The following is a 19,032-nucleotide window of genomic DNA, read 5'->3' as shown; positions in this document are numbered from 1 at the left end:
GGTGTGAGATGCTCGCTCGCCGGGGGACTTTGACGATCATGAATGCCGTTCCAATACTGCGCCCGGGCCGGGTGGTCTGCTTCGGCGAAGTCCTGCTGCGGCTCGCCGCGCCTGCGGGGGAGTTGCTGCTGCAGCACCCACGGCTCGAACCCAGCTTCGCCGGGGCCGAGGCCAATGTCGCGGCGGCGCTGGCGGGCTTCGGGCATGAGGCGGCGCTTGTGACCGCGCTGCCCGACAATCCGCTGGGCGCCGCCGCGCGCCAGACCCTGCGCGGCATGGGCGTGGACGTGGTGGCGGAGGCTGCGCCAGGGAGCCGGCTCGGTCTCTACTTCCTCCAGCCCGGCGCGATGGCGCGGCCTGCCAGCGTCACCTATGACCGCGCCGGATCGGCCTTCGCGCTGCATGACCCGGCGCGCTACGATTGGCCCGCGCTGCTCGCCGGGGCGGACTGGCTGTTCGTCGGCGGGATCACCGCTGCGCTCGGCGACAGGGCGCTCGGGGCGCTGCGCGATGCGATGGCGGCGGCGCAGGCGGCGGGGCTGAGGATCGCCTTCGACACCAACTTCCGCCCGAGCCTGTGGCAGGGCCGCGAGGCCGAGGCTGCCGTAATCCTGCGCGACCTTGCCGCCGAGGCCGACCTGGTCTTCGCCGGTCGCCGCGCCGCCGCGATGATGGTGGGCGGCCATTACGGCGCGGGCGATCCCGATGCAGGCTTCCGCGCCGCCGCACAAGCGCTCTTCGCGCTCTCGCCGCGCATTCGCCACGTCGCCGCCACCCGTCGCGAGGTCGCCTCGGCAGAGCGCCAGACCCTCACCGGCCTCCTCGCCGACCGGGAAAGCGTGTCGGCGAGCGCGACCATCGCGCTCGAACAGATCGTCGACCGCGTCGGCACCGGAGACGCCTTTGCCGCCGGGGTCGTGCATGGCCTCCTTACCGACATGCCGCGCGGCAAGACGATCGCTTTCGCCACCGCCTGCGCGCAGTGGGCGCATTCGGTGCCGGGGGACTTCCTGCGCGCCTCGCTCGCCGACATTGCCGCGATGGGGGCGGGGGCAGCGGACGTGCGGCGCTAGGCTGCCTCGCTCGCGTCCTCTCCGATCACGCCCGGCACGGAGATCACCCGCTCCCCGCCGAATTCCTCGCGCACCACGACCAGCCCGCAGCGTTCGAGATGGTCGAGCAGGCGGCGGATGCGGCTGGGCGAGGCGCTGCCGTAGAGCCGGCCCAGTTCTTCCTCGTCGGGCATGGGTTCGCCCAGCACCTCGGCCACTGCGAGCGCGAGGTAGGGGGCGAGCACATCGTCCTCGACGCCCGCAATGATCGCCTCGATTCGCGCGCGGTCTGCGCCTTCCAGACGGGCCAGCCCGCCGGTCTCGCAGGCGAACAGGCGGCGGAAGCGCGCAAGGTCGACATGGGCGCTGGCGATGCCCTGCTGGCGGCAGCGGATCGCGAAATCGCGGAACAGCGCGGTGGCCGGGCGAAAGGTTGCTCCCTCGCTCAGCGCGAGGTCGCGCACCACGCTTTCGATCGTGCCCGAAGGTGCCGGGGGCGGAGGCGGGGCTGGGGCGGGCGGAGCTTCGCTCTCGGCCTCATCCTCGGCTTCGGCCTCGGCGGCACGAGGCGCAGCGGGAAGCGGCGGGGCGGGCGGCAGCGCCGCATCCAGATCCACTGCAGGCCGCTCAGGGGGCTGGTAGCGCTTCACCGCCGGGTCGCTCGCCGCTTCGGCGAGACGATCGGTCAGCAGCGCCTCCATCTGCTCGCCATCGGCTTCGGGCAAGGGCAGCAGCGCGCTGCCGCCGCCGCGTCCGCCGGTCTTCACCGGGCCGACATTGACCGCCACCGGCTTGCGGCTGATTGCCGGGCCAAGGCCGAGGAACTGCCCGCGCTGGAGATCGCGAATCCGCTCGGCCTGGCGGCGGTCCATGCCGAGGAGGTCGGCGGCGCGCTGCATGTCGATGTCGAGAAAAGTGCGCCCCATCAGGAAGTTGCTGGCTTCGGCCGCGACGTTCTTGGCGAGCTTCGCAAGGCGCTGGGTGGCGACGATCCCGGCGAGGCCACGCTTGCGCCCGCGGCACATCAGGTTCGTCATCGCCGCCAGCGTCAACCGGCGCGTCTCGTCGTTCATCTCACCCGCGGCGGCAGGGGCGAACATCTGCGCCTCGTCGACCACCACCAGCGCGGGATACCAGTGTTCGCGCGGGGCATCGAACAGCGCGGTGAGGAACAGCGCGGCGCAGCGGATCTGCTGTTCGACCTCGAGCTCGTCCAGCGCCAGCACCACCGAGGCGCGGTGCTGACGCACGCGCGCGGCCAGCGCCTCGATCTCGCGCGCCGAGTAGGCTGCGCCGCCGATCACCACATGGCCGAAGGCATCGGCGAGGGTGACGAAATCGCCTTCCGGATCGATCACCACCTGCTGCACCTGCCCGGCGCATTCCTCGAGCAGGCGGCGCAACAGGTGCGACTTGCCCGAGCCGGAATTGCCCTGCACCAGCAGACGCGTGGCGAGCAGTTCCTCCAAGTCGATGGCGACCCGGTGCCGCGCGGCGTCTTGCCCGATTTCGATCAGCGTGCTCACCGGCCCGGGCTTAGGCAGGTGCGCAGCGGTAGGCAAAGGCAGGACGGCGAGTTTTCCAGCGTTGCGTCTGCCGTTTGCGCTCCGTCTGTCTCATCCCGCGATCGTCGCCGCATAGGCTGCCGGATCGGCATTGCCGCCGGTGAGCATGATGACGGTGTCCTCGTCGACCGGCACCTTGCCCGCCAGCGCCGCCGCCAGCGCCGCCGCGCCGCCGGGCTCGACCACCAGCCGCAGCGTGTTGAAGGCAAAGCGCTGCGCGGCGCGCACCTCGTCATCGGTGACGGTGACGCCCGGCTCCGCGCGGCCCATCAGCAGGCCAAGATTGAGCGGCTTGGTGACATTGGGTTGCAGCGCGTCGCAGATGGTCTTGGGCGCGTCCGGTGCGGCGTGGACGAGTTCGCCCGCCGCGAGCGCCTGTCCGACCATGTCCCAGCCGACCGGCTCGACCGGGTGGATTGCGCTGTCCGGCGCCCCCAGCGCCAGCCCCGCCGCCAGCCCGCCGCCGCCGCAACAGGCGACGATCCGCGATGGCGCGCGGCCCAGTTGCGCGGCGATCTCTATGGCGGCGGAGCCTTGCCCTTCGATCACCCATGGATCGCCAAAGGCATGGACGAGCGTGCCACCATTCTCGGCGATCAGCTTGGCCGCGACCGCATCGCGATCTTCCTGCGGGCGCTGGTAGAGCACCACCTCGGCCCCCAGAGCGCGGGTGTTGTCGAGCTTCACCTGCGGCGCATCGTGCGGCATCACGATGGTCGCGCGGATGCCGAGGCGCTTGGCCGCCCAGGCCACGCCTTGCGCATGATTGCCCGATGATACCGCCACGACGCCGCCCGCGCGTTCCTCGGCGCTCATGCTGGACAGCCGCCACCATGCGCCCCTGATCTTGAACGCGCCGATGGGTTGCAGATTGTCGGCCTTCACCCATGCGCGCACGCCGCCCACTTCCACCGGCAGCAGCGGGGTGGGCGGGAGAATCGCGGCAATGGCTTGCGCTGCGGCGATCACGCCGTCTCGGGAGGGGATTCGTTCAGCCATGGCAGCGGTAACCTGTCTGTTGGAGACACATGAGACAGTGTCTAGAAGCAAAACTCTGGCCTTGTGCAAGGGCTCTTTCGACCGGCGTGAAAGGGCGGAGGCGCAGCGCGGGTCATGCCTGCATTGTGCCCTGCCGTAAGCCTGTAGGAAACGGGGATCATTTGTCGCACCGGCTGCGTTGCACTAAGGCACGCGCAAGATTCGCATCACAGCACGAAAGGTTCCTCCGATGTCGGCAGCAAAGTCCACCACGGTCCTCGTTATCGGCGCGGGCGGGGTCAGCTCGGTCTGCGTCCACAAGATGGCGTTCAATCCCGATATCTTCCCCGAAATCCACTTGGCCAGCCGCACCAAATCGAAGTGCGACGCCATCGCCGCTTCGGTGAAGGAGCGCTGCGGGCGCGATATCGCCACCTACGAGATCGACGCCGAGGAAGTTCCGGCGATGGTCAACCTGATCCGCAAGACCGGTGCGGGCCTCGTGGTAAACCTCGCGCTGCCCTATCAGGATCTGCCGATCATGGATGCCTGTCTCGAAGCGGGCGTCGATTACCTCGACACCGCCAATTACGAGCCCAAGGACGAGGCGAAGTTCGAATACAAGTGGCAGTGGGCCTATCAGGAGCGTTACAAGGACGCCGGGCTGATGGCGCTGCTCGGCTCGGGCTTCGATCCGGGCGTGACCTCTGTTTTCACCATGTGGCTCAAGAAGCACAAGCTGAAGACCATCCGCCAGCTCGACATTCTCGACTGCAACGGCGGCGATCACGGCCAGCACTTCGCGACCAACTTCAACCCCGAAATCAACATCCGCGAAGTGACCGCGCCCGCGCGCCACTGGGAGAACGGGGAGTGGGTGGAGACCCCCGCGATGTCCACCAAAGTCGGCTTCGACTTCGAGGCGGTGGGCCCCAAGAACATGTACCTGATGTATCACGAGGAGCTGGAAAGCCTCGCCAAGTTCGTCCCCGAGCTGGAGCGCGCGCGGTTCTGGATGACCTTTGGCGATCAGTACATCACCCACCTCACGGTGCTGCAGAACGTCGGCATGACCAGCATCGAGCCGGTCAAGTATCAGGGCAAGGACATCATCCCGCTGCAATTTCTCGCCGCCGTGCTCCCCAAGCCCGAAACACTGGGCGAGACGACCAAGGGCAACACCAATATCGGCGTGATCGCGACCGGCGAGGCTTTGGACGGCAGCGGCGAGAAGACGTTCTACATCAAGAACATCTGCTCGCACGAAGCGGCCTACGAGGAGACCGGCAATCAGGCGGTCAGCTACACCACCGGCGTCCCCGCGATGATCGGCGCGGCGATGATGGTGCAGGGCAAGTGGGCCGGCGAGGGCGTGTTCAACATCGAACAGATGGACCCCGATCCCTTCATGGAGATGCTCAACCAGCACGGCCTGCCTTGGACGGTCGAGGAAATGGACGGGCCGGTCGGGTTCTGATGAAAGTGTGGTTCACGCAGAGAACGCAGAGGAAAGGAGACCGCAGAGAGGAATGGTGTGATGCAGCATGATCATCTGAGCGGGATCGTGATCGAGGAGGCCATCGGCATCCATCGTGAACTGGGCCCGGGCCTGTTCGAAAGTGTCTATGAAACCGTGCTTGCGGCGCGGCTCGAAGCGCGGGGCTTGACGGTTGAAAGGCAGGTGCCGGTGCCGATCATCTTCGATGGCCATGCTTTTGAAGCCGCCTTCAAAGTCGACATTCTGGTCGAGAAAACACTCGTTCTGGAGATCAAGGCGGTCGAAACTCTCGGCAAGGCTCACGCAAAGCAGCTAATTACGTACCTGCGTTTATTGAAGCAGCCCGTGGGGCTGCTTCTGAATTTTTCCTGCGCGACGATGATAGAGGGTGTCCGGCGGATCGTGAACAACCACCTGTCAGACTGAAACCTCTGCGTTCTCCTTTCCTCTGCGTTCTCTGCGCGAACCAAAAAGGGCTTAACCTGCCATGCAAACCAAAGCCGGTGATCCGGGCGCGTTCGCCCACTTTGACCTCAGCCGCGTCGACAGCCCCGCCTTCGTCGTCGACGCGGCGAAGCTGCGCGCCAATTGCCGGGTGCTTGCCGGCGTGCGCGATGCGGCGGCGGCGGATGGGGCGGACATCAGGATCTTCGCCGCGCTGAAGGCGTTCAGCATGTGGTCGGCCGCGCCCATCATCGGCGAGTATCTCGACGGCGTGTCGACCTCCGGCCTGTGGGAAGCGCGCCTCGCCTCCGAGTTCTACGACGGCGAGATCGCGACCTATTCCGCGGCCTTCAAGCCGGAAGAGCTGGAGGAAATCTGCCGCCTTTCCGATCACGTGATCTTCAACTCGCCCTTCCAGCATGAGCGCGCGCGGCTCATCCTCGAACACGCGGCGGCGAGCGGTGCGAATGTCAGTGTCGGCCTCAGGATCAACCCGCAGGTGCCGACCGGCGAAGTCGCCAAATACGACCCCAGCGCCCCCGGATCGCGCCTCGGCTTCCCGCTCGACCAGTTGACTGAGGAGCACATGGAGGGCGTGGAAGGCATCCACTTCCACAACCTGTGCGAACAGGATTTCGAACCCCTCAAGGCCACCTGGGACCGCGTGTTCGACGTGATCGAGCCTTTTTTCGACCAGCTCAAGTGGATCAACATGGGCGGTGGTCACCACATCACCCGCGCGGACTATCAGCGCGAGGAACTGGTCGAATTCCTCAAGGACGCGGCGAGCGACACCGGCTGCCAGATCATCCTCGAACCGGGTGAGGCGGTGGCGCTCGACGCAGGCATTCTCGTCGGCACGCTGCTCGACACCCATTTCAACGAGATGCCGGTGGGCATCACCGACATTTCGGCGACCTGCCATATGCCGGACGTGCTCGAAGCGCCCTATCGCCCCGCAATGCTCGGCGAACTCGCGGACGAGGACATGATCCCGATCCGCCTCGGCGGGCCTTCGTGCTTGGCGGGCGATGTGATCGGCGACTATCGCCTGCCCGTGCCGGCCGAGCCGGGCGCGCGTTTCGCCTTTCTAGATCAGGCGCATTATTCGATGGTCAAGACCAACACCTTCAACGGCGTGGCGCTGCCATCGATCTGGATGTGGGATTCTGAAACAGACGCGCTCGATTGCATCAAGCGCTTCGATTACGAGGATTTCCGCGACCGGCTGAGCTAGAGATCGATCGGGGAATCCGGGCCGGGCTGGATCACCCGCCCGCGCTCATTCTGGTTGATCGCCAGCGCAAGGCCCGCCAGCGCGCCGAACTGGTGCGCGGCGCGCGCGGCCTTGTCACGGTCGGCCGCGGGATCCATGCCGCCGCTCTCGAACAGGTTGTCGGCTTCGAGCGCAATGATCACCTCGCCGGCCCGGAACAGCGCGCGCAGCTCTTGCGCCTCGAAGGCGCCCTCCAGCCTCAGCAGATGTTCGACATAGGACGGATGCACCAGCACCCGCGCCTCGACCCGGTCATCGGAATAGAGCGCGAAGTTCTCGGCAAAGGCGGGGTGCACCTGATCGACCCGGTCGAGCCGGTGATCGCCGAAGCTGACATGCTCGCTCGCCCCGCCGAGCCCCAGCCAGCTGCGATGCTTGCCCGCACGTTCGAGCAGGGTGGTCGAGCGGAACGGGCGGCCGAAGGTCATGCGGATCACCGGCCCGTGAAACACCGTCACCCAGCGCCGGTTCTTGCCCGAACCGCGCTGCACCTCCAGATGGGCTTCGTAGAGGCTGAAGGCGTGCCCTTCGAGCGTGCCGTGCCAGTGATCCTCGAAGCCCGATCGTTCGAAGCGCGGCAGCAGGCCATAGGTCAGCGCCGCCTCGAACTCGGGGCCGGGGGTGACTTCGGCTTCATAGGCAAGGCCGAAGCTTGCCGCGATGGCGCTGTTGATGCCGATCTTGATCGCCTTGGTGGCCGAGGCGATCGGCTGGTAGCCCCACACACCGATCATCATGATCGCGCCGAAGGTGATCACCGAAAGTAGTCCGGGGGGCAGCGAGGGGCCTAACCACAGGAAGGCCAGCATCGGCAGCGCGATCGCCGCGCCCCAGACCCAGCGGCTCGTCGCCCGCTTCTTCGCGCCCTCGCGCATGTCCCCCTGCTGCGCGAGCCAATCCTGGAGCCCGCCTTGCATAAGGCCGTCAATATCGCTGCGCATTGCCTCTCCCGCGCGATTCTTTAACCTGTGTCAGCACAGATAGGCGGGTGAGGTGAAGGGGAAGGTTATGAATTGGCTGTTCGTTGCGGTCGCGGTTCTGGTCGTGCTGCTGGTGGTGGTGATCGGCATCTACAACCGGCTGGTTGGCCTCAGGCAGTCGGTGCGGCAGGGGGTGGCCGATATCGACGCGCAGCTGCGCCAGCGTCATGATCTGATCCCCAATCTGGTCGAGACGGTGAAGGGGTATGCCGGACACGAGGCTGCGACGCTCGAAGCGGTGATCGCGGCGCGTAATGCCGCGGCGCGCGGCGCGCCGGATTCGGGCAGCGAGCAGCAGCTGAAGGCCGCGCTCGGCAATCTGCTGGCGCTGGGGGAAGCCTATCCCGATCTCAAGGCATCGGCCAATTTCCAGTCGCTCCAGAACGAGCTTGCCGATGTCGAGGACAAGCTCGCCGCCGCCCGGCGCGCGCTGAACGCCGCGGTCGCGCGCTTCAACGCGGCGCGCGAATCCTTCCCGGCGGTGCTGGTCGCTGGACCGCTCGGATTCGCCGAGGCCGATTTTCACCGGCTCGATGCGAGCGAGCAGGGGACGGTCGATCAGGTGCCGCGGATCGGGTTCTGAGGCGGAAAATCCGCGCAAATCCGTCACATTTCCGTCGTGATCTGCTGCGTGTCTCCCAAAAGTAACAATCCGTCCGGTGTGGGGGTTTTCAGACCCACTTTTTGATTGCATTTGCGCGTGCAGGCCCTATCTGCGCCTCTCCGCTGCCCCAAGGGGACTTCCAAACCGCAAGGCAGCTTGTCGTTTTATGGTTCAACAGAGCCGTTTTGGGGGTCCCTTGAGTTGCACATTTACCCTGACGCATCGGCTGTAGTTCGCGACCTTCGTCCGGACGAACCCGTCATCCTCAATCGCCCGCACGCCGCGCGGCGAGCCGCCCGTTTCTTTGTCGAGAAGTTTCCCGGCAAGGTGCTGTATGCGGTCAAGGCCAATCCCGCCCCCGATTTGATCGAGGTGCTGTGGAGCGCGGGCGTTACCCACTACGATGTCGCCTCGATCACCGAGGTGCGGCTGGTGCGCGGGATTCTGCCGCAAGCCGTGCTGTGCTTCATGCACCCGGTGAAGACCCCGGCGGCTATCCGCGAGGCCTATTTCGAGCACGGCGTGCGCACCTTCAGCCTCGATTCGGTTGAAGAGCTGGCGAAGATCATCGACGCCTGCCGTTCCGATGACGGCGAAGCGCCGCGCGACCTGCGCCTGTGCGTGCGGCTGCGCGTGTCGAGCGAGTATTCGGAGCTCAGCCTCGCCAGCAAGTTCGGCTGCGACCTCATTGAAGCCCCCGCGCTGCTTCAGGAAGCCCGCCAGCATTGCGACTGGCTGGGCGTGTGCTTCCATGTCGGCAGCCAGGCGATGACTCCGTTTGCCTTCGTCCAGGCATTGGACCGCACCCGTGCGGCGATTGCCGAGGCGTCGGTCGTGATCGACATGATCGACGTGGGCGGGGGCTTCCCCAGCGCCTATCCGGGCCTCGAACCGCCGCCGATGGAAGATTACTTCGCGATCATCGCCAAGCATTTCGAAGCCCTGCCGATCGCCTACAACGCCGAGCTGTGGTGCGAACCCGGCCGGGCGCTGTCGGCCGAGTATTCCTCGATGATCGTGCAGGTGAACAAGCGCCGCGGCGAGGAGCTGTACATCAATGACGGCGCCTATGGCGCGCTCTACGATGCCGCCCACGTCGCATGGCGCTTCCCGGTGCGCGCGCTGGAAGACGATCTGATCGAGGAGGACGAGGATTTCGCCTTCTACGGGCCGACCTGCGACGATGCCGATTACATGAAGGGCCCGTTCCGGCTCCCTGCCGATATTCAGGCGGGCGACTATATCGAGATCGGAATGCTCGGTGCTTACGGTGCGGCGATGAAGACCGGCTTCAACGGCTATGGCAATGCCCAGGCCGTGATCGTCGCGGACGAGCCGATGATGAGCCTGTTCAACGGCACCCGCGTGCGCGAGGCGACGGATAACGTGGTGAGTCTGCGCTGAAGCCTTCGTCTGCCGCTCCGCATCAGCGCGGGGCGGCAGTTCTGGCTTGCGAAGGCATCTCGGCCGCCTGCAGGCGAGCGGAATCCCATTCAATCACAATGTTTTTGATCCCGCCGAGCCGCAAGGCCGATTGGGCGACACGATCATCCGTGCGCGGCGCTGGAAGACAGCCACGCTTGCCCTGGGACTAACGTCGGGACTAACCGGCTTGGGCTTTCAGGCAAGGGCGCTCCGACAGCTGATCCTCAGGGCCACTGAAGCGGCCCCTATCCCATGGCCTCGATCCGGCGCGACGCGGGGCACCTTCGCCGCTCGCCCCTCTTCTGGTTGGGCGGCCTGTGCCGGTAGGCGTCGGGGAGGCCCCGTTTTCGAGATCCATTCGTTCGGACGCCCGCGCGTATCTTGCTGCGGGAAGGCTCGACAATGCTCCGTGTCCGTCTCCCAAAATTCGCGGCGAAGGTGTAAAATAGGTTAGTTAAAAACTTTTTTCTCGTGACAAAGCAATATGATCCGCTAATACGAGTCTGGAGTCGCACAAATCGAGATCAAAATGATATACAAAACGCCAGCCTTGTCGAAACTTGATATTACACAGGGTAAGAACGCGTTCGATTTAGGTGAAGGGCGTTATAGCGTTTCCATCTCTTGTATTCTTGGTGCAGTACAATCAGCCTATTCGGACGCTGGATTTCAATCGTCTGAAGTGGTGGATATTAAATCGCAGCTGTTCGACTTGGCTGCCAGGGGGGAGATCGAAAAACTGATCTATCATGCAATCTTGGACACCAAGAAACGCGTTGAAGAGAAGGCCTGACTGAAGCGGGGAGTAAATCACGTGAACCCGATAGGTATTATCCTGGTTTCCGCAATTCTCTTTGGCCTTACCATTTTCTCTTGGATCAAGATTTTGGTCAGTCCCCCTGATCCTCAGGGCAAAAGAAATCAGGCTGAATTTCAGTTTCTGAGTGCGTCGGCATTGACCACCGTGGCGATCGTGTGGACCATCATCGCGGCTATCAGCCTCAAGGACGCCTGAGCGCCTTTCTCGATACCGGGGGGCGTCTTGCACCCGGTGGTCTCGACATCCTGAATTATCGTCCGCACAGAAACGGTCGCGGCAGGCCGCGCCTTTGCCGCCCATGTCGGTGCGCCTGGCAGGTGCGGCGCTGATCCTGCAGCCGCCGCGCGGGGGGGAGGGCCAGCCGAGCGATTACTGCAAGAGCGGCGCGACATCCTCCAATGCCACATCGCGCATCTGGTTCAGATAGGCTTCGTAATAGGCCTTGTGCGATGCACCCACGATGGCGATGAGCCGGGTGCCCGGCTTGCGACCCAGCACCTCACGGATATTGGCGACCATCCTGAGATTGCGCGTCTCCCAATAGGCGACATAACGCCGACCGTAGGCTTGCGGCGAGGGTTCTCGCAAGGCGGCACCCCAATCCGAATCATACGCATCCGCCGCGTAGGAGGGCGCATTGTAGGCGCGATACATTTCCAGCAGACCACCCGGTTGATCTAGCTGTTGTTCCAGTGCGGTGCCCTGCGCGATGCGCCTTTGGGTCGCGGCATTATCCCAAGCTGCCGAAAGGGCCGCGCCATAGGCGTCGGGATCGTTGAGCTTGCCCTGATAACCGGATTGATCGTCAACGCTCCAGACACGCTCCAGACCCGATTTCGCCGCGACCCGGGCCGCAATCAAAGTGGTTTCGTTGCGTCTGCCCATCTGCGCTTCCAATTGCGCCGTGAGCGCGGGAGTCAGCCCGTCGGCAGCGATCCGCTCGCCTTCCGGCAGCCGCAGCCATTGGACCAGCGCCGATGCCGGTTCGCCCGCTGCCAGAAAAGTCGCAGCCAGCTGGCGGCGCAGGGCCGGTGCGGGGACTTCGGGCCATTGGTCCAGCAGTCGCTCGGCCTCGGCATTGGCCGCAGGAACATCGAGCCCGGTCGCCGCCCCGGCAACAGCCGTGTCATAGCAATAGGCGGCGATCGTATCGGCATCGCTTCGTTCCGGATTTCGGCGCATCGTATCGCACACCAGCCCCGCCGTTTCTTCCACGGCGATGGCGTCGGGATGCCATGCGGCCAGCCGATCGACCACAGGCTCTGCCATCGCAGGGGTGAACCTCTCCGACAGCTGCGAGAGATGCGGCGTTCCAAGCACCACGACGCTGTTCGGCCGTCCTGCCGGGGTGTCATCAAGGCTGCCCGGGTCAAAGGCGGGGCGATAGGTCTGCGATGAAAGCGGAGCGACGCCGCCGGCAACTGCGAGCAGCATCAACGCGGTGGTGGTTGTGCGGACGACATTCATTCTTGGCCTCCGGATTGTTGCTTGCGGCTGATGGATAGCGCGTTGGTCAGCAGTCGTATCGTCCGGGGAGTGCTTCGGGCCAGGCGAGAAGGACACTCCCGCGCGCTCGGCCGAGCCTCTCAATCGAACCCGACAAACCGCGCCGCTTCGCTCACTTCGCGGCGCGTGATCTTGACCGGGTTGGCGGGGAAATCCGGATCGGGCCAGCCCATCGCCACCGCCTTCATGATCACCTGATCCTCCGGAATGCCCGCGTGTTCGCGCACCACCGGGCTCTGCATGATGCCCTGCGAGTTGATCACGCAGCCCAGACCCTTGCTCCACGCGGCGTTGACCAGAGCGGTGGTCACCGCGCCGCAATCGAATACGGTGTCGTCGGCGTCGGCGAGTTCCTTGTCATAGGTGACGATCACGCACACCGGCGCGTCGAACTGGCGGAAGCCGCGCAGCACCCAGTCCTGCCGCGCGTCCTTGTCGTCGCGGGCGATGCCCATCGCTTCGAACAGCTGGACCGCGCAGCCGACCTGGCGATCACGGTGGACGCCCTGGAAGGGATGGCCCTTGCGGAATTCGCGGCTGTCGGGCTCACCTGCCAGAATGCGCTCGGTATTGCCCTTGCGGATCCGGTCGAGCGGGGCGCCGGTGATGACGTGGAAGTGATAGGGCTGGGTGTTCATCGAGGATGGCGAGCGCATCGCCATCGCCAGCACGTCCTCGATCAGCGCGCGCGGGACGGGCTTGTCGAGATAGCCGCGAATGGAACGCCGCCCGAGCACCACCTCGGCGTAAGTCTGGTCAGGCGTGCCGCCCATTAAGTCTCTCCCTTGCAACTGACCGCAAGCGGCTAGCGCAAGGGAGAGGGTCTGTGAAGCGTGTGCGGTCAGCTCGGCCGGTTCAGGAAGGTGACCGCGCCCGCGAGAATGTCGCTGTTGTCCGCGCGGCGGTTGACGATGTTGAACGAGACCACGGCCTCGCGCCCCTGAGGGCCGAAGAACCAGCCGCCGAACTGGCCCGAGGAGCCGTTGCTCGCATCGACGAGGGTGCCGCTGAAGGACTGCGTGGTGCCGTCGATCGAGACCTGCCCGGTAAACACCCCAAGGTCGGTCACGGTGTCCGACGTGCCGGTCGGCGTACGCAGCCGGCCCTTCAGATCGACCCGGACGGTGATCGCGCCCGTGCTGGGGTTTCCGGTCAGGGTGATCTGCGAGCTCGAAATGACGTAATCCGAACGCGGTCCGCCGCCGAGGTTCTGGGTGACGGACAGGTCGCCCGCGGTGAAATTGTTGGTGAAGGTCACGCTTGTGTTCGGACGATCGGTCAGCAGCGTCGGCACCCCGAAACCGCAATAGAGCGAAACGCGATCGCCGTTCACCTGCGTGATGATCTGGCCGAAACGCGCATATTGGTAGGTGCTGGTTCCGAGCAGGGGCGAAAGCGTCAGGAAACGCTCGGTAAAGTTGTTCGCGTTGACCCGGCTATAGGCTTCTGCGGTGGTAATGGCCGGATCGCGATCGGCCGGGGCCCAGTTCTGCTGGAAGGTTCCGAACAGCCCGGCGCCGTCGGTCGTGATCGCATAATTGGGCACATCGCGATTCGAGCCGATGGTGACGCCCGCGCCGAATGGCGTGGCAGCGGCTGTGACCAGCCCGGAGCTGATTGTGAAGGTCGTGCCGGCGCAGGTCGTCCTGAAGGTCTGATTCCCGGTCAGCTGCGCAAAGGTCTGGTAGGTCGGCGTGGGGCTGGGAGAAGGCGTCGGGGTGCCGCCACCGCCGCCACCGCCGGTCGGCGGCGGGGTGCCGCCGCTGTCGCCACCGCCGCAGGATGCCAGCATGGCGCAACCGATAATGAACGCAAGATTTCTTGAAGCAAGCATGGTCCGACCCTCTTTCGGGGCCTGACAATTTCGCCCCCTTGCGGAGGGTTAATCACGCAAGGTCAGGCTGAAAAGCCTCAAAATACGCCGGAGCGAAAATTGTATAAAACCGACATTGGATGCAGCCCAAACCGCTCCGGGTGGCGCAGGTTTCACGCCGCCTTGGCGAGCCCCAGTTCGAGCCGGTCCCAGATTTCGACCAGCGCATCCGTCAGCTCGTCCATCATCGCATCGGTGTGATGCGGCCCCGGCGTGAAGCGCAGCCGCTCGGTGCCGCGCGGGACGGTGGGGAAGTTGATCGGCTGCACATAGACGCCGTATTCGGCGAGCAAGATGTCGCTGATCTTCTTGGCGCGCACCGGATCGCCCACCATCAGCGGCACGATATGGGTGACCGAATCCATCACCGGCAGGCCGGCCTCGGCAAACTTCAGCTTGAGCATCGCGGCGGCGCGCTGCTGGGCGTTGCGTTCGACCGCGCTTTCCTTGAGGTGCCGCACCGAGGCGAGCACGCCCGCGACCAGCACCGGCGAGAGCGACGTTGTGAAGATGAACCCCGGCGCATAGGAGCGGATGCAGTCCACCACCTTCGACGACGCAGCGATGTAGCCGCCCATCACGCCGAACGCCTTGCCCAGCGTGCCTTCGATGATGTCGATCCGGTGCGCCGCATTGTCGCGCTCCGAAATCCCGCCGCCGCGCGCGCCGTACATTCCGACCGCGTGAACCTCGTCGATATAGGTGAGCGCGTTGTATTTCTCGGCAAGGTCGCAGATCGCGTGGATCGGGGCGACGTCGCCGTCCATCGAATAGACGCTTTCGAAGGCGATCAGCTTGGGCGTGTCGATATCGACGCTGGCGAGCAGCTCTTCCAGATGCGCCACGTCATTGTGGCGGAACACCATCTTTTCGCAGCCCGAATTGCGGATACCGGCGATCATGCTGGCATGGTTCAACTCGTCCGAGAAGATCACGCAGCCCGGCAGCAGCTTGGCCAGCGTCGAGAGCGTCGCGTCGTTCGAGACATAGCCTGAGGTGAACAGCAGCGCCGCATCCTTGCCGTGGAGGTCGGCGAGTTCGGCTTCGAGCTCGACGTGGAAGTGCGTGTTGCCGCCGATGTTGCGCGTGCCGCCCGAGCCCGCGCCGACATCGTGCAGCGCGGCTTCCATCGCGCCGATCACCTTTTCGTGCTGGCCCATGCAAAGATAATCGTTGGAGCACCACACGGTGATCGGCTTGGGGCCGTTATGACCGTGGAAACAGCGCGCGTTGGGATAGGCGCCCTTGTTGCGCATGATGTCGATAAAGACGCGGTAACGGCCTTCCTCGTGCAGCCGGTCGATCGCGGAATCGAAAATCTGGTCGTAGTTCACTCGCGTCTCGCTGCTCTTGCGGCCGCCATGCGAAAAGCGCGGGGCGCCGCGTTCCTGCCATGCTCTGTTGTTCCGCCTCAACGTGCGAGAGGGCGGTTGGTTTCGGCGGTATTTAAGGGCCGGGGGTCGCTTTTGCCACAGCGATCTTTGCGAGCCGCTCGCAGCATTTGCAGCAGGGTCAGAACGCCTCGGCAGGCCCGAAACCGCGGGCGTGGAGGGCTCCTTCAAGTCCCTTGGCACCCTCCAGCAGGCCGGTGACGACGAAGCGGTTGGGGCCGTTTTGGGCAAAGCTTTGCCCGTCGAGCAGGTGTGCGATCCGCCGCGCGATGCCGTCTGCGCCATCCACCTGCGCAACGTGAGGGCCGAACGCCTCAGCGATTTCCTCGGCAAGCAGCGGGAAGTGGGTGCAGGCCAGCACCAGCGTGTCGATTTCCGCGCCGCCGGGCATGGCGGCAAGGCGCGCGGCGATTTCGGCGATGGGTGCAGGATCGACAGCCTGCCCACGCAGCTTGGCCTCCGCCGCCGCGACCAGACCGGGGGCGGCGATCCGCAGCAGACGCTTGTCGGCGGCAAAGCGCGCCTCGAGATCGTCGACATAGGCCTGCCGGATGGTCGCCTCCGTTCCGACGAGGCCGATCGTGCCGCTGCGCGTGAGCGCGGCGGCGGGCTTGATCGCCGGGACGGTGCCGACCACCGGCACCTCCAGCACATCGCGCACCATGCCGAGCGCGATGGTGGAGGCGGTGTTGCAGGCGATGCAGGCCAGGCGCGGCTGGTAACGCTCGGTCATGCGGCCCAGCAATCCGGCAACCCGTGCGGCGATCTGCGCCTCGGTCTTGGTGCCATAAGGCAGGCCCGCGAGGTCGGCGGCGTAGATCACCGGCGCATCGGGGAGCACCTCGCGCAGCGCGTCATAGACGGTGAGGCCCCCGACGCCGGAATCGAACAGCAGAATGGGGGAAGCGGGCTCGGCCATCAGCGCGGTGCGATGGCCGAGCCCGCGCGTCCGGTCAACTCTCGGGAAGAACCTTCATGATCGTCTTCACCTCGATGCCCAGCTCGCCCCAGTGCGCCTCGCTCCACACCCGGTACTCGTCGAGCGATACGCGCCCGTCGCGGTCGGTGTCGGCAGCGGTGTAGAATTCGCTTACCTGCGCGGGATCGTCGCTGTTCCCGATAACGGCCGAGCCTTCGCGCGCTTTGCTGTCATCGGGATCGATGAAGGCGATGGCGACGAAGGGCGATTCGGGGCTTTCGAGAAAGCCGCTCTCGTTGCGGTCGAGGTGGGCGAACACGCGCTCGATACTGCCGTCGACCTCGATTTCGATCGGTTCGGCAGCAGGATAGGCGGTGGCAAGGGCAAGGCCCAGCGCGGTCAGTGTCAGCATGGCAAGTCCTCCGAAAACGAGTGGTCGGTGGTGCCGTGATGGGCGTGGATCGGCAGGCGGCGACAGGTCCGACGGAGCGGCTACGGTCTGGCCGTACCCTTCCGCAACGGCCAGCATCCGCGCCGCGTCCCGCGATGTGGCCGCGCCAAGTTTGGTCCGTGCCATCTTCAGCCGCTTTTCGACCGCATGATGCGAGACGCCCAGGTCGATGGCGATTTCCTTCGCCGACTTGTGATCGAGCCAGAGGCGCAGCGCTTCCTTTTCGCGCTCTGTCAGGCGGGTGATCGCGTCGCTGATTTCCATGCGGTCGAGACTAGCCTGACAGGCCTGCCCGCAAAAGTATGGTCGCACCGTAATTCCGACGCGGCATGGCCTTGGCGTCACTTAGGTTTAGACGAATCGCGCGGCGCGGCTATGACGGCGTGATGGAACCCGTTTTCGCCGCGCTGCTGGGCTTTGCTCTGGGCTCGATCCCCTTTGGCCTGATCCTCACCCGCGCGGCGGGGCTGGGCGATGTGCGCAAAATCGGCAGCGGGAGCATCGGCGCGACCAATGTGCTGCGCACCGGGAACAAGGGGCTGGCGGCAGCGACCGTGCTGCTCGATGCCCTGAAGGCGGCGGTGCCGGTGCTGGTGGCGGGAGCGGTTTGGCCCGGCACAGAAGGCATCGCGGCGGTTGCGGCGGTGGCGGGGCATTGCTTCACCCCTTGGCTCGCCTTCAAGGGCGGCAAGGGTTTCGCCAGCGCCGCCGGAGCGCTTGCAGCGCTGGCGTGGCCCGCGATGCTCGCCTGCGCGGCGGTCTGGGCGATCACGCTCTACGTCAGCCGGATTTCGAGCGTGTCCTCGCTGGTGACGGTGATCGCCGCGCCGGTGATCGCCTGGGCGCTGGGCTATCCGCAGGTCATCGCCCCGCTGATCGCGATTGCCGCGATCGTGATCGTCCAGCACCGCGCCAATATCGGCCGGTTGATGCGGGGGGAGGAGCCCAAGGTCGGCTCTTCATCGGCCAAGCCGTGATGCGGGGCCGCGACTGATGGAGAGCACGGGGTCGCAGCCAACGCTCAGCCAAGCAGAAGCCTTCGCGCGCATCCGCCTGCTGCGCTCGCCCAATATCGGCCCGGTGAGCTACCGCCAGCTCCTCGCCCGCTTCGGCACGGCGGCAGCGGCGCTCGACGCATTGCCCGATCTCGCCAGCCGGGGCAGGGGGCCCTACCGCCCTGCCAACGCCGAGAGCATCGAGCGCGAGGTCGCCGCCGTGCGCCGGGCGGGGGCGCGCTATCTGTTCCACGACCAGCCCGATTACCCCGCGCTGCTGGCCGAACTCGATTCCGCTCCGCCGATCCTGACCTGCCGGGGCAGGCTCGCGCTCGCCTCCGAGCCCTGCGTCGCGTTGGTGGGCGCGCGCAATGCCAGCGCTGCCGCCGTCAAGCTGGCGCGCGATTTCGCCGCCGCGCTGGCAGAGGCGGGCTTCACCGTCGTCTCGGGCCTGGCGCGCGGGATCGACGGTGCGGCGCACGAGGGTGCTTTCCCGCAGACCATCGGCGTCATCGCCAGCGGCATCGACATCGCCTATCCCCCGCAGCACACCGATTTGCAGGAGCGTATCGCTAGCGATGGCCTGCTGATCGCCGAACAGCCCCCCAGCACCGAGCCGCGCGGGCGGCATTTCCCTTCGCGCAATCGCATCATCGCAGGCCTTGCCAGTGGCACGCTGGTGGTCGAGGCCGCGCCGCAATCGGGCAGCCTCATCACCGCGCGGCTGGCTGGCGAGGCGGGGCGCGAGGTGATGGCGATCCCCGGCTCCCCGCTCGATCCCCGTGCAAGCGGTTGCAATCATCTCATCCGCGAAGGCGCGGTGCTGGTGCAGACGCCCGACGAGGTGGTCGAACTGCTGCAAAGCTTCACCGGCGCGCCGCGATCAACCTTCCGGGTCAGCGACGGGGCCGAAGACTTCGACTACACCGAACTCGCCAGGCTCGACTGGGGCGAAGCGCGCGCCGATCTCAGTCGCGACATCGCCAGCCTGCTGACCAACGCGCCGATCGCGGTGGACGAGCTGATCCGCCAGTCCGGCGCCACACCTGCCGAAGTGCACATGGCGCTGCTCGAACTCGAACTGGCGGGCGATCTGGAACGCCAGCCCGGCGGCGAAGTGAGGCTCGCGCGCTAGGCCGATACCGGCCATCGATGACAAGTGTTGCGCATTCGATGACAAAGCCTGTCACGTTTCCCTGCGCCTATCGATTCCGCCTCGCCGCGAACCTACGCATCCCCTGACCCGGCGGCGAAG

19 protein-coding genes are annotated in these 19,032 nt (G+C 65.7%); 10 read left to right on the top strand and 9 right to left on the bottom strand.

The window, feature by feature from the left end; translation table 11 throughout:
• The first annotated feature begins 38 nt into the window (after positions 1–38).
• Positions 39–1,073, top strand: a complete 1,035-nt coding sequence (locus tag E2E27_RS13395) for a sugar kinase (RefSeq protein ID WP_141459935.1) — start codon at positions 39–41, stop codon at positions 1,071–1,073.
• Here the strand turns inward: E2E27_RS13395 and E2E27_RS13390 are convergent.
• Positions 1,070–2,578, bottom strand: coding sequence for a helicase HerA domain-containing protein (locus E2E27_RS13390; RefSeq protein WP_141459933.1), 1,509 nt, complete (start codon positions 2,576–2,578; stop codon positions 1,070–1,072). The two genes, E2E27_RS13395 and E2E27_RS13390, sit on opposite strands and share 4 nt — an antisense overlap.
• A gap of 90 nt (positions 2,579–2,668) precedes the next feature.
• On the bottom strand, positions 2,669–3,616 hold the full coding sequence (locus E2E27_RS13385; RefSeq protein ID WP_141459931.1) for a threonine ammonia-lyase: 948 nt from the start codon (positions 3,614–3,616) through the stop codon (positions 2,669–2,671).
• Positions 3,617–3,845: 229 nt separating this feature from the next.
• On the opposite strand from E2E27_RS13385, the gene E2E27_RS13380 reads away from it, so the two are divergent.
• The 3 genes from E2E27_RS13380 to E2E27_RS13370 all read left to right on the top strand — a co-directional run bounded on the left by E2E27_RS13380 (position 3,846) and on the right by E2E27_RS13370 (position 6,774).
• Positions 3,846–5,072 (top strand): saccharopine dehydrogenase family protein, encoded by a 1,227-nt coding sequence (locus tag E2E27_RS13380; protein ID WP_141459929.1) that lies wholly within the window; start codon positions 3,846–3,848, stop codon positions 5,070–5,072.
• A gap of 60 nt (positions 5,073–5,132) precedes the next feature.
• On the top strand, positions 5,133–5,519 hold the full coding sequence (locus E2E27_RS13375) for a GxxExxY protein (protein WP_141459927.1): 387 nt from the start codon (positions 5,133–5,135) through the stop codon (positions 5,517–5,519).
• Between the two features lie 61 nt (positions 5,520–5,580).
• Complete coding sequence (locus E2E27_RS13370; protein WP_141459925.1) at positions 5,581–6,774, top strand: carboxynorspermidine decarboxylase; 1,194 nt, start codon at positions 5,581–5,583, stop codon at positions 6,772–6,774.
• Here E2E27_RS13370 and E2E27_RS13365 read toward each other — a convergent pair.
• On the bottom strand, positions 6,771–7,754 hold the full coding sequence (locus tag E2E27_RS13365; protein ID WP_141459923.1) for a DUF3137 domain-containing protein: 984 nt from the start codon (positions 7,752–7,754) through the stop codon (positions 6,771–6,773). The genes E2E27_RS13370 and E2E27_RS13365 overlap by 4 nt on opposite strands.
• Before the next feature lie 67 nt (positions 7,755–7,821).
• Between E2E27_RS13365 and E2E27_RS13360 the strand changes: the two genes are divergently transcribed.
• The 4 genes from E2E27_RS13360 (at position 7,822) to E2E27_RS13345 (ending at position 10,837) form a co-directional block, all read left to right on the top strand.
• The gene (locus E2E27_RS13360) at positions 7,822–8,376 is read left to right on the top strand and encodes a LemA family protein (RefSeq protein ID WP_141459921.1); all 555 of its coding nucleotides are present in this window, start codon (positions 7,822–7,824) and stop codon (positions 8,374–8,376) included.
• Positions 8,377–8,598: 222 nt separating this feature from the next.
• On the top strand, positions 8,599–9,801 hold the full coding sequence (locus tag E2E27_RS13355) for a type III PLP-dependent enzyme domain-containing protein (protein ID WP_141459919.1): 1,203 nt from the start codon (positions 8,599–8,601) through the stop codon (positions 9,799–9,801).
• A gap of 550 nt (positions 9,802–10,351) precedes the next feature.
• A complete protein-coding gene (locus E2E27_RS13350) occupies positions 10,352–10,615 on the top strand; it encodes a hypothetical protein (RefSeq protein WP_141459917.1) in 264 nt (87 codons plus the stop codon).
• Between the two features lie 21 nt (positions 10,616–10,636).
• The gene (locus E2E27_RS13345) at positions 10,637–10,837 is read left to right on the top strand and encodes a hypothetical protein (protein WP_141459915.1); all 201 of its coding nucleotides are present in this window, start codon (positions 10,637–10,639) and stop codon (positions 10,835–10,837) included.
• A gap of 174 nt (positions 10,838–11,011) precedes the next feature.
• Here the strand turns inward: E2E27_RS13345 and E2E27_RS13340 are convergent, their stop codons facing one another.
• The 6 genes from E2E27_RS13340 to E2E27_RS13315 all read right to left on the bottom strand — a co-directional run bounded on the left by E2E27_RS13340 (position 11,012) and on the right by E2E27_RS13315 (position 17,046).
• The gene (locus E2E27_RS13340; protein ID WP_234036059.1) at positions 11,012–12,109 is read right to left on the bottom strand and encodes a DUF5694 domain-containing protein; all 1,098 of its coding nucleotides are present in this window, start codon (positions 12,107–12,109) and stop codon (positions 11,012–11,014) included.
• Positions 12,110–12,228: 119 nt separating this feature from the next.
• Positions 12,229–12,921: a nitroreductase gene (locus tag E2E27_RS13335; RefSeq protein ID WP_141459913.1), complete on the bottom strand. Its 693-nt coding sequence runs from the start codon at positions 12,919–12,921 to the stop codon at positions 12,229–12,231.
• A 68-nt stretch (positions 12,922–12,989) separates the two neighbouring features.
• Positions 12,990–13,940, bottom strand: coding sequence for a hypothetical protein (locus E2E27_RS13330; RefSeq protein WP_141459911.1), 951 nt, complete (start codon positions 13,938–13,940; stop codon positions 12,990–12,992).
• 194 nt (positions 13,941–14,134) lie between these two features.
• Complete coding sequence (hemA, locus tag E2E27_RS13325; RefSeq protein WP_141459909.1) at positions 14,135–15,355, bottom strand: 5-aminolevulinate synthase; 1,221 nt, start codon at positions 15,353–15,355, stop codon at positions 14,135–14,137.
• 178 nt (positions 15,356–15,533) lie between these two features.
• Positions 15,534–16,331 (bottom strand): glutamate racemase, encoded by a 798-nt coding sequence (gene murI, locus E2E27_RS13320; protein ID WP_141459907.1) that lies wholly within the window; start codon positions 16,329–16,331, stop codon positions 15,534–15,536.
• Positions 16,332–16,365: 34 nt separating this feature from the next.
• On the bottom strand, positions 16,366–17,046 hold the full coding sequence (locus tag E2E27_RS13315; RefSeq protein WP_141459905.1) for a sigma factor-like helix-turn-helix DNA-binding protein: 681 nt from the start codon (positions 17,044–17,046) through the stop codon (positions 16,366–16,368).
• 122 nt (positions 17,047–17,168) lie between these two features.
• Between E2E27_RS13315 and plsY the strand changes: the two genes are divergently transcribed.
• Complete coding sequence (gene plsY / locus E2E27_RS13310; RefSeq protein ID WP_141459903.1) at positions 17,169–17,759, top strand: glycerol-3-phosphate 1-O-acyltransferase PlsY; 591 nt, start codon at positions 17,169–17,171, stop codon at positions 17,757–17,759.
• Between the two features lie 16 nt (positions 17,760–17,775).
• Positions 17,776–18,912, top strand: a complete 1,137-nt coding sequence (gene dprA / locus E2E27_RS13305; RefSeq protein WP_141459901.1) for a DNA-processing protein DprA — start codon at positions 17,776–17,778, stop codon at positions 18,910–18,912.
• The last annotated feature ends 120 nt before the right edge of the window (positions 18,913–19,032 follow it).

The organism is Porphyrobacter sp. YT40 (assembly GCF_006542605.1).
In the GTDB taxonomy this organism is placed as follows: Bacteria; Pseudomonadota; Alphaproteobacteria; order Sphingomonadales; family Sphingomonadaceae; genus Erythrobacter.
The sequence above is the reverse complement of the archived record's forward strand: the minus strand, read 5'-3'. Positions and strand labels throughout refer to the sequence as shown.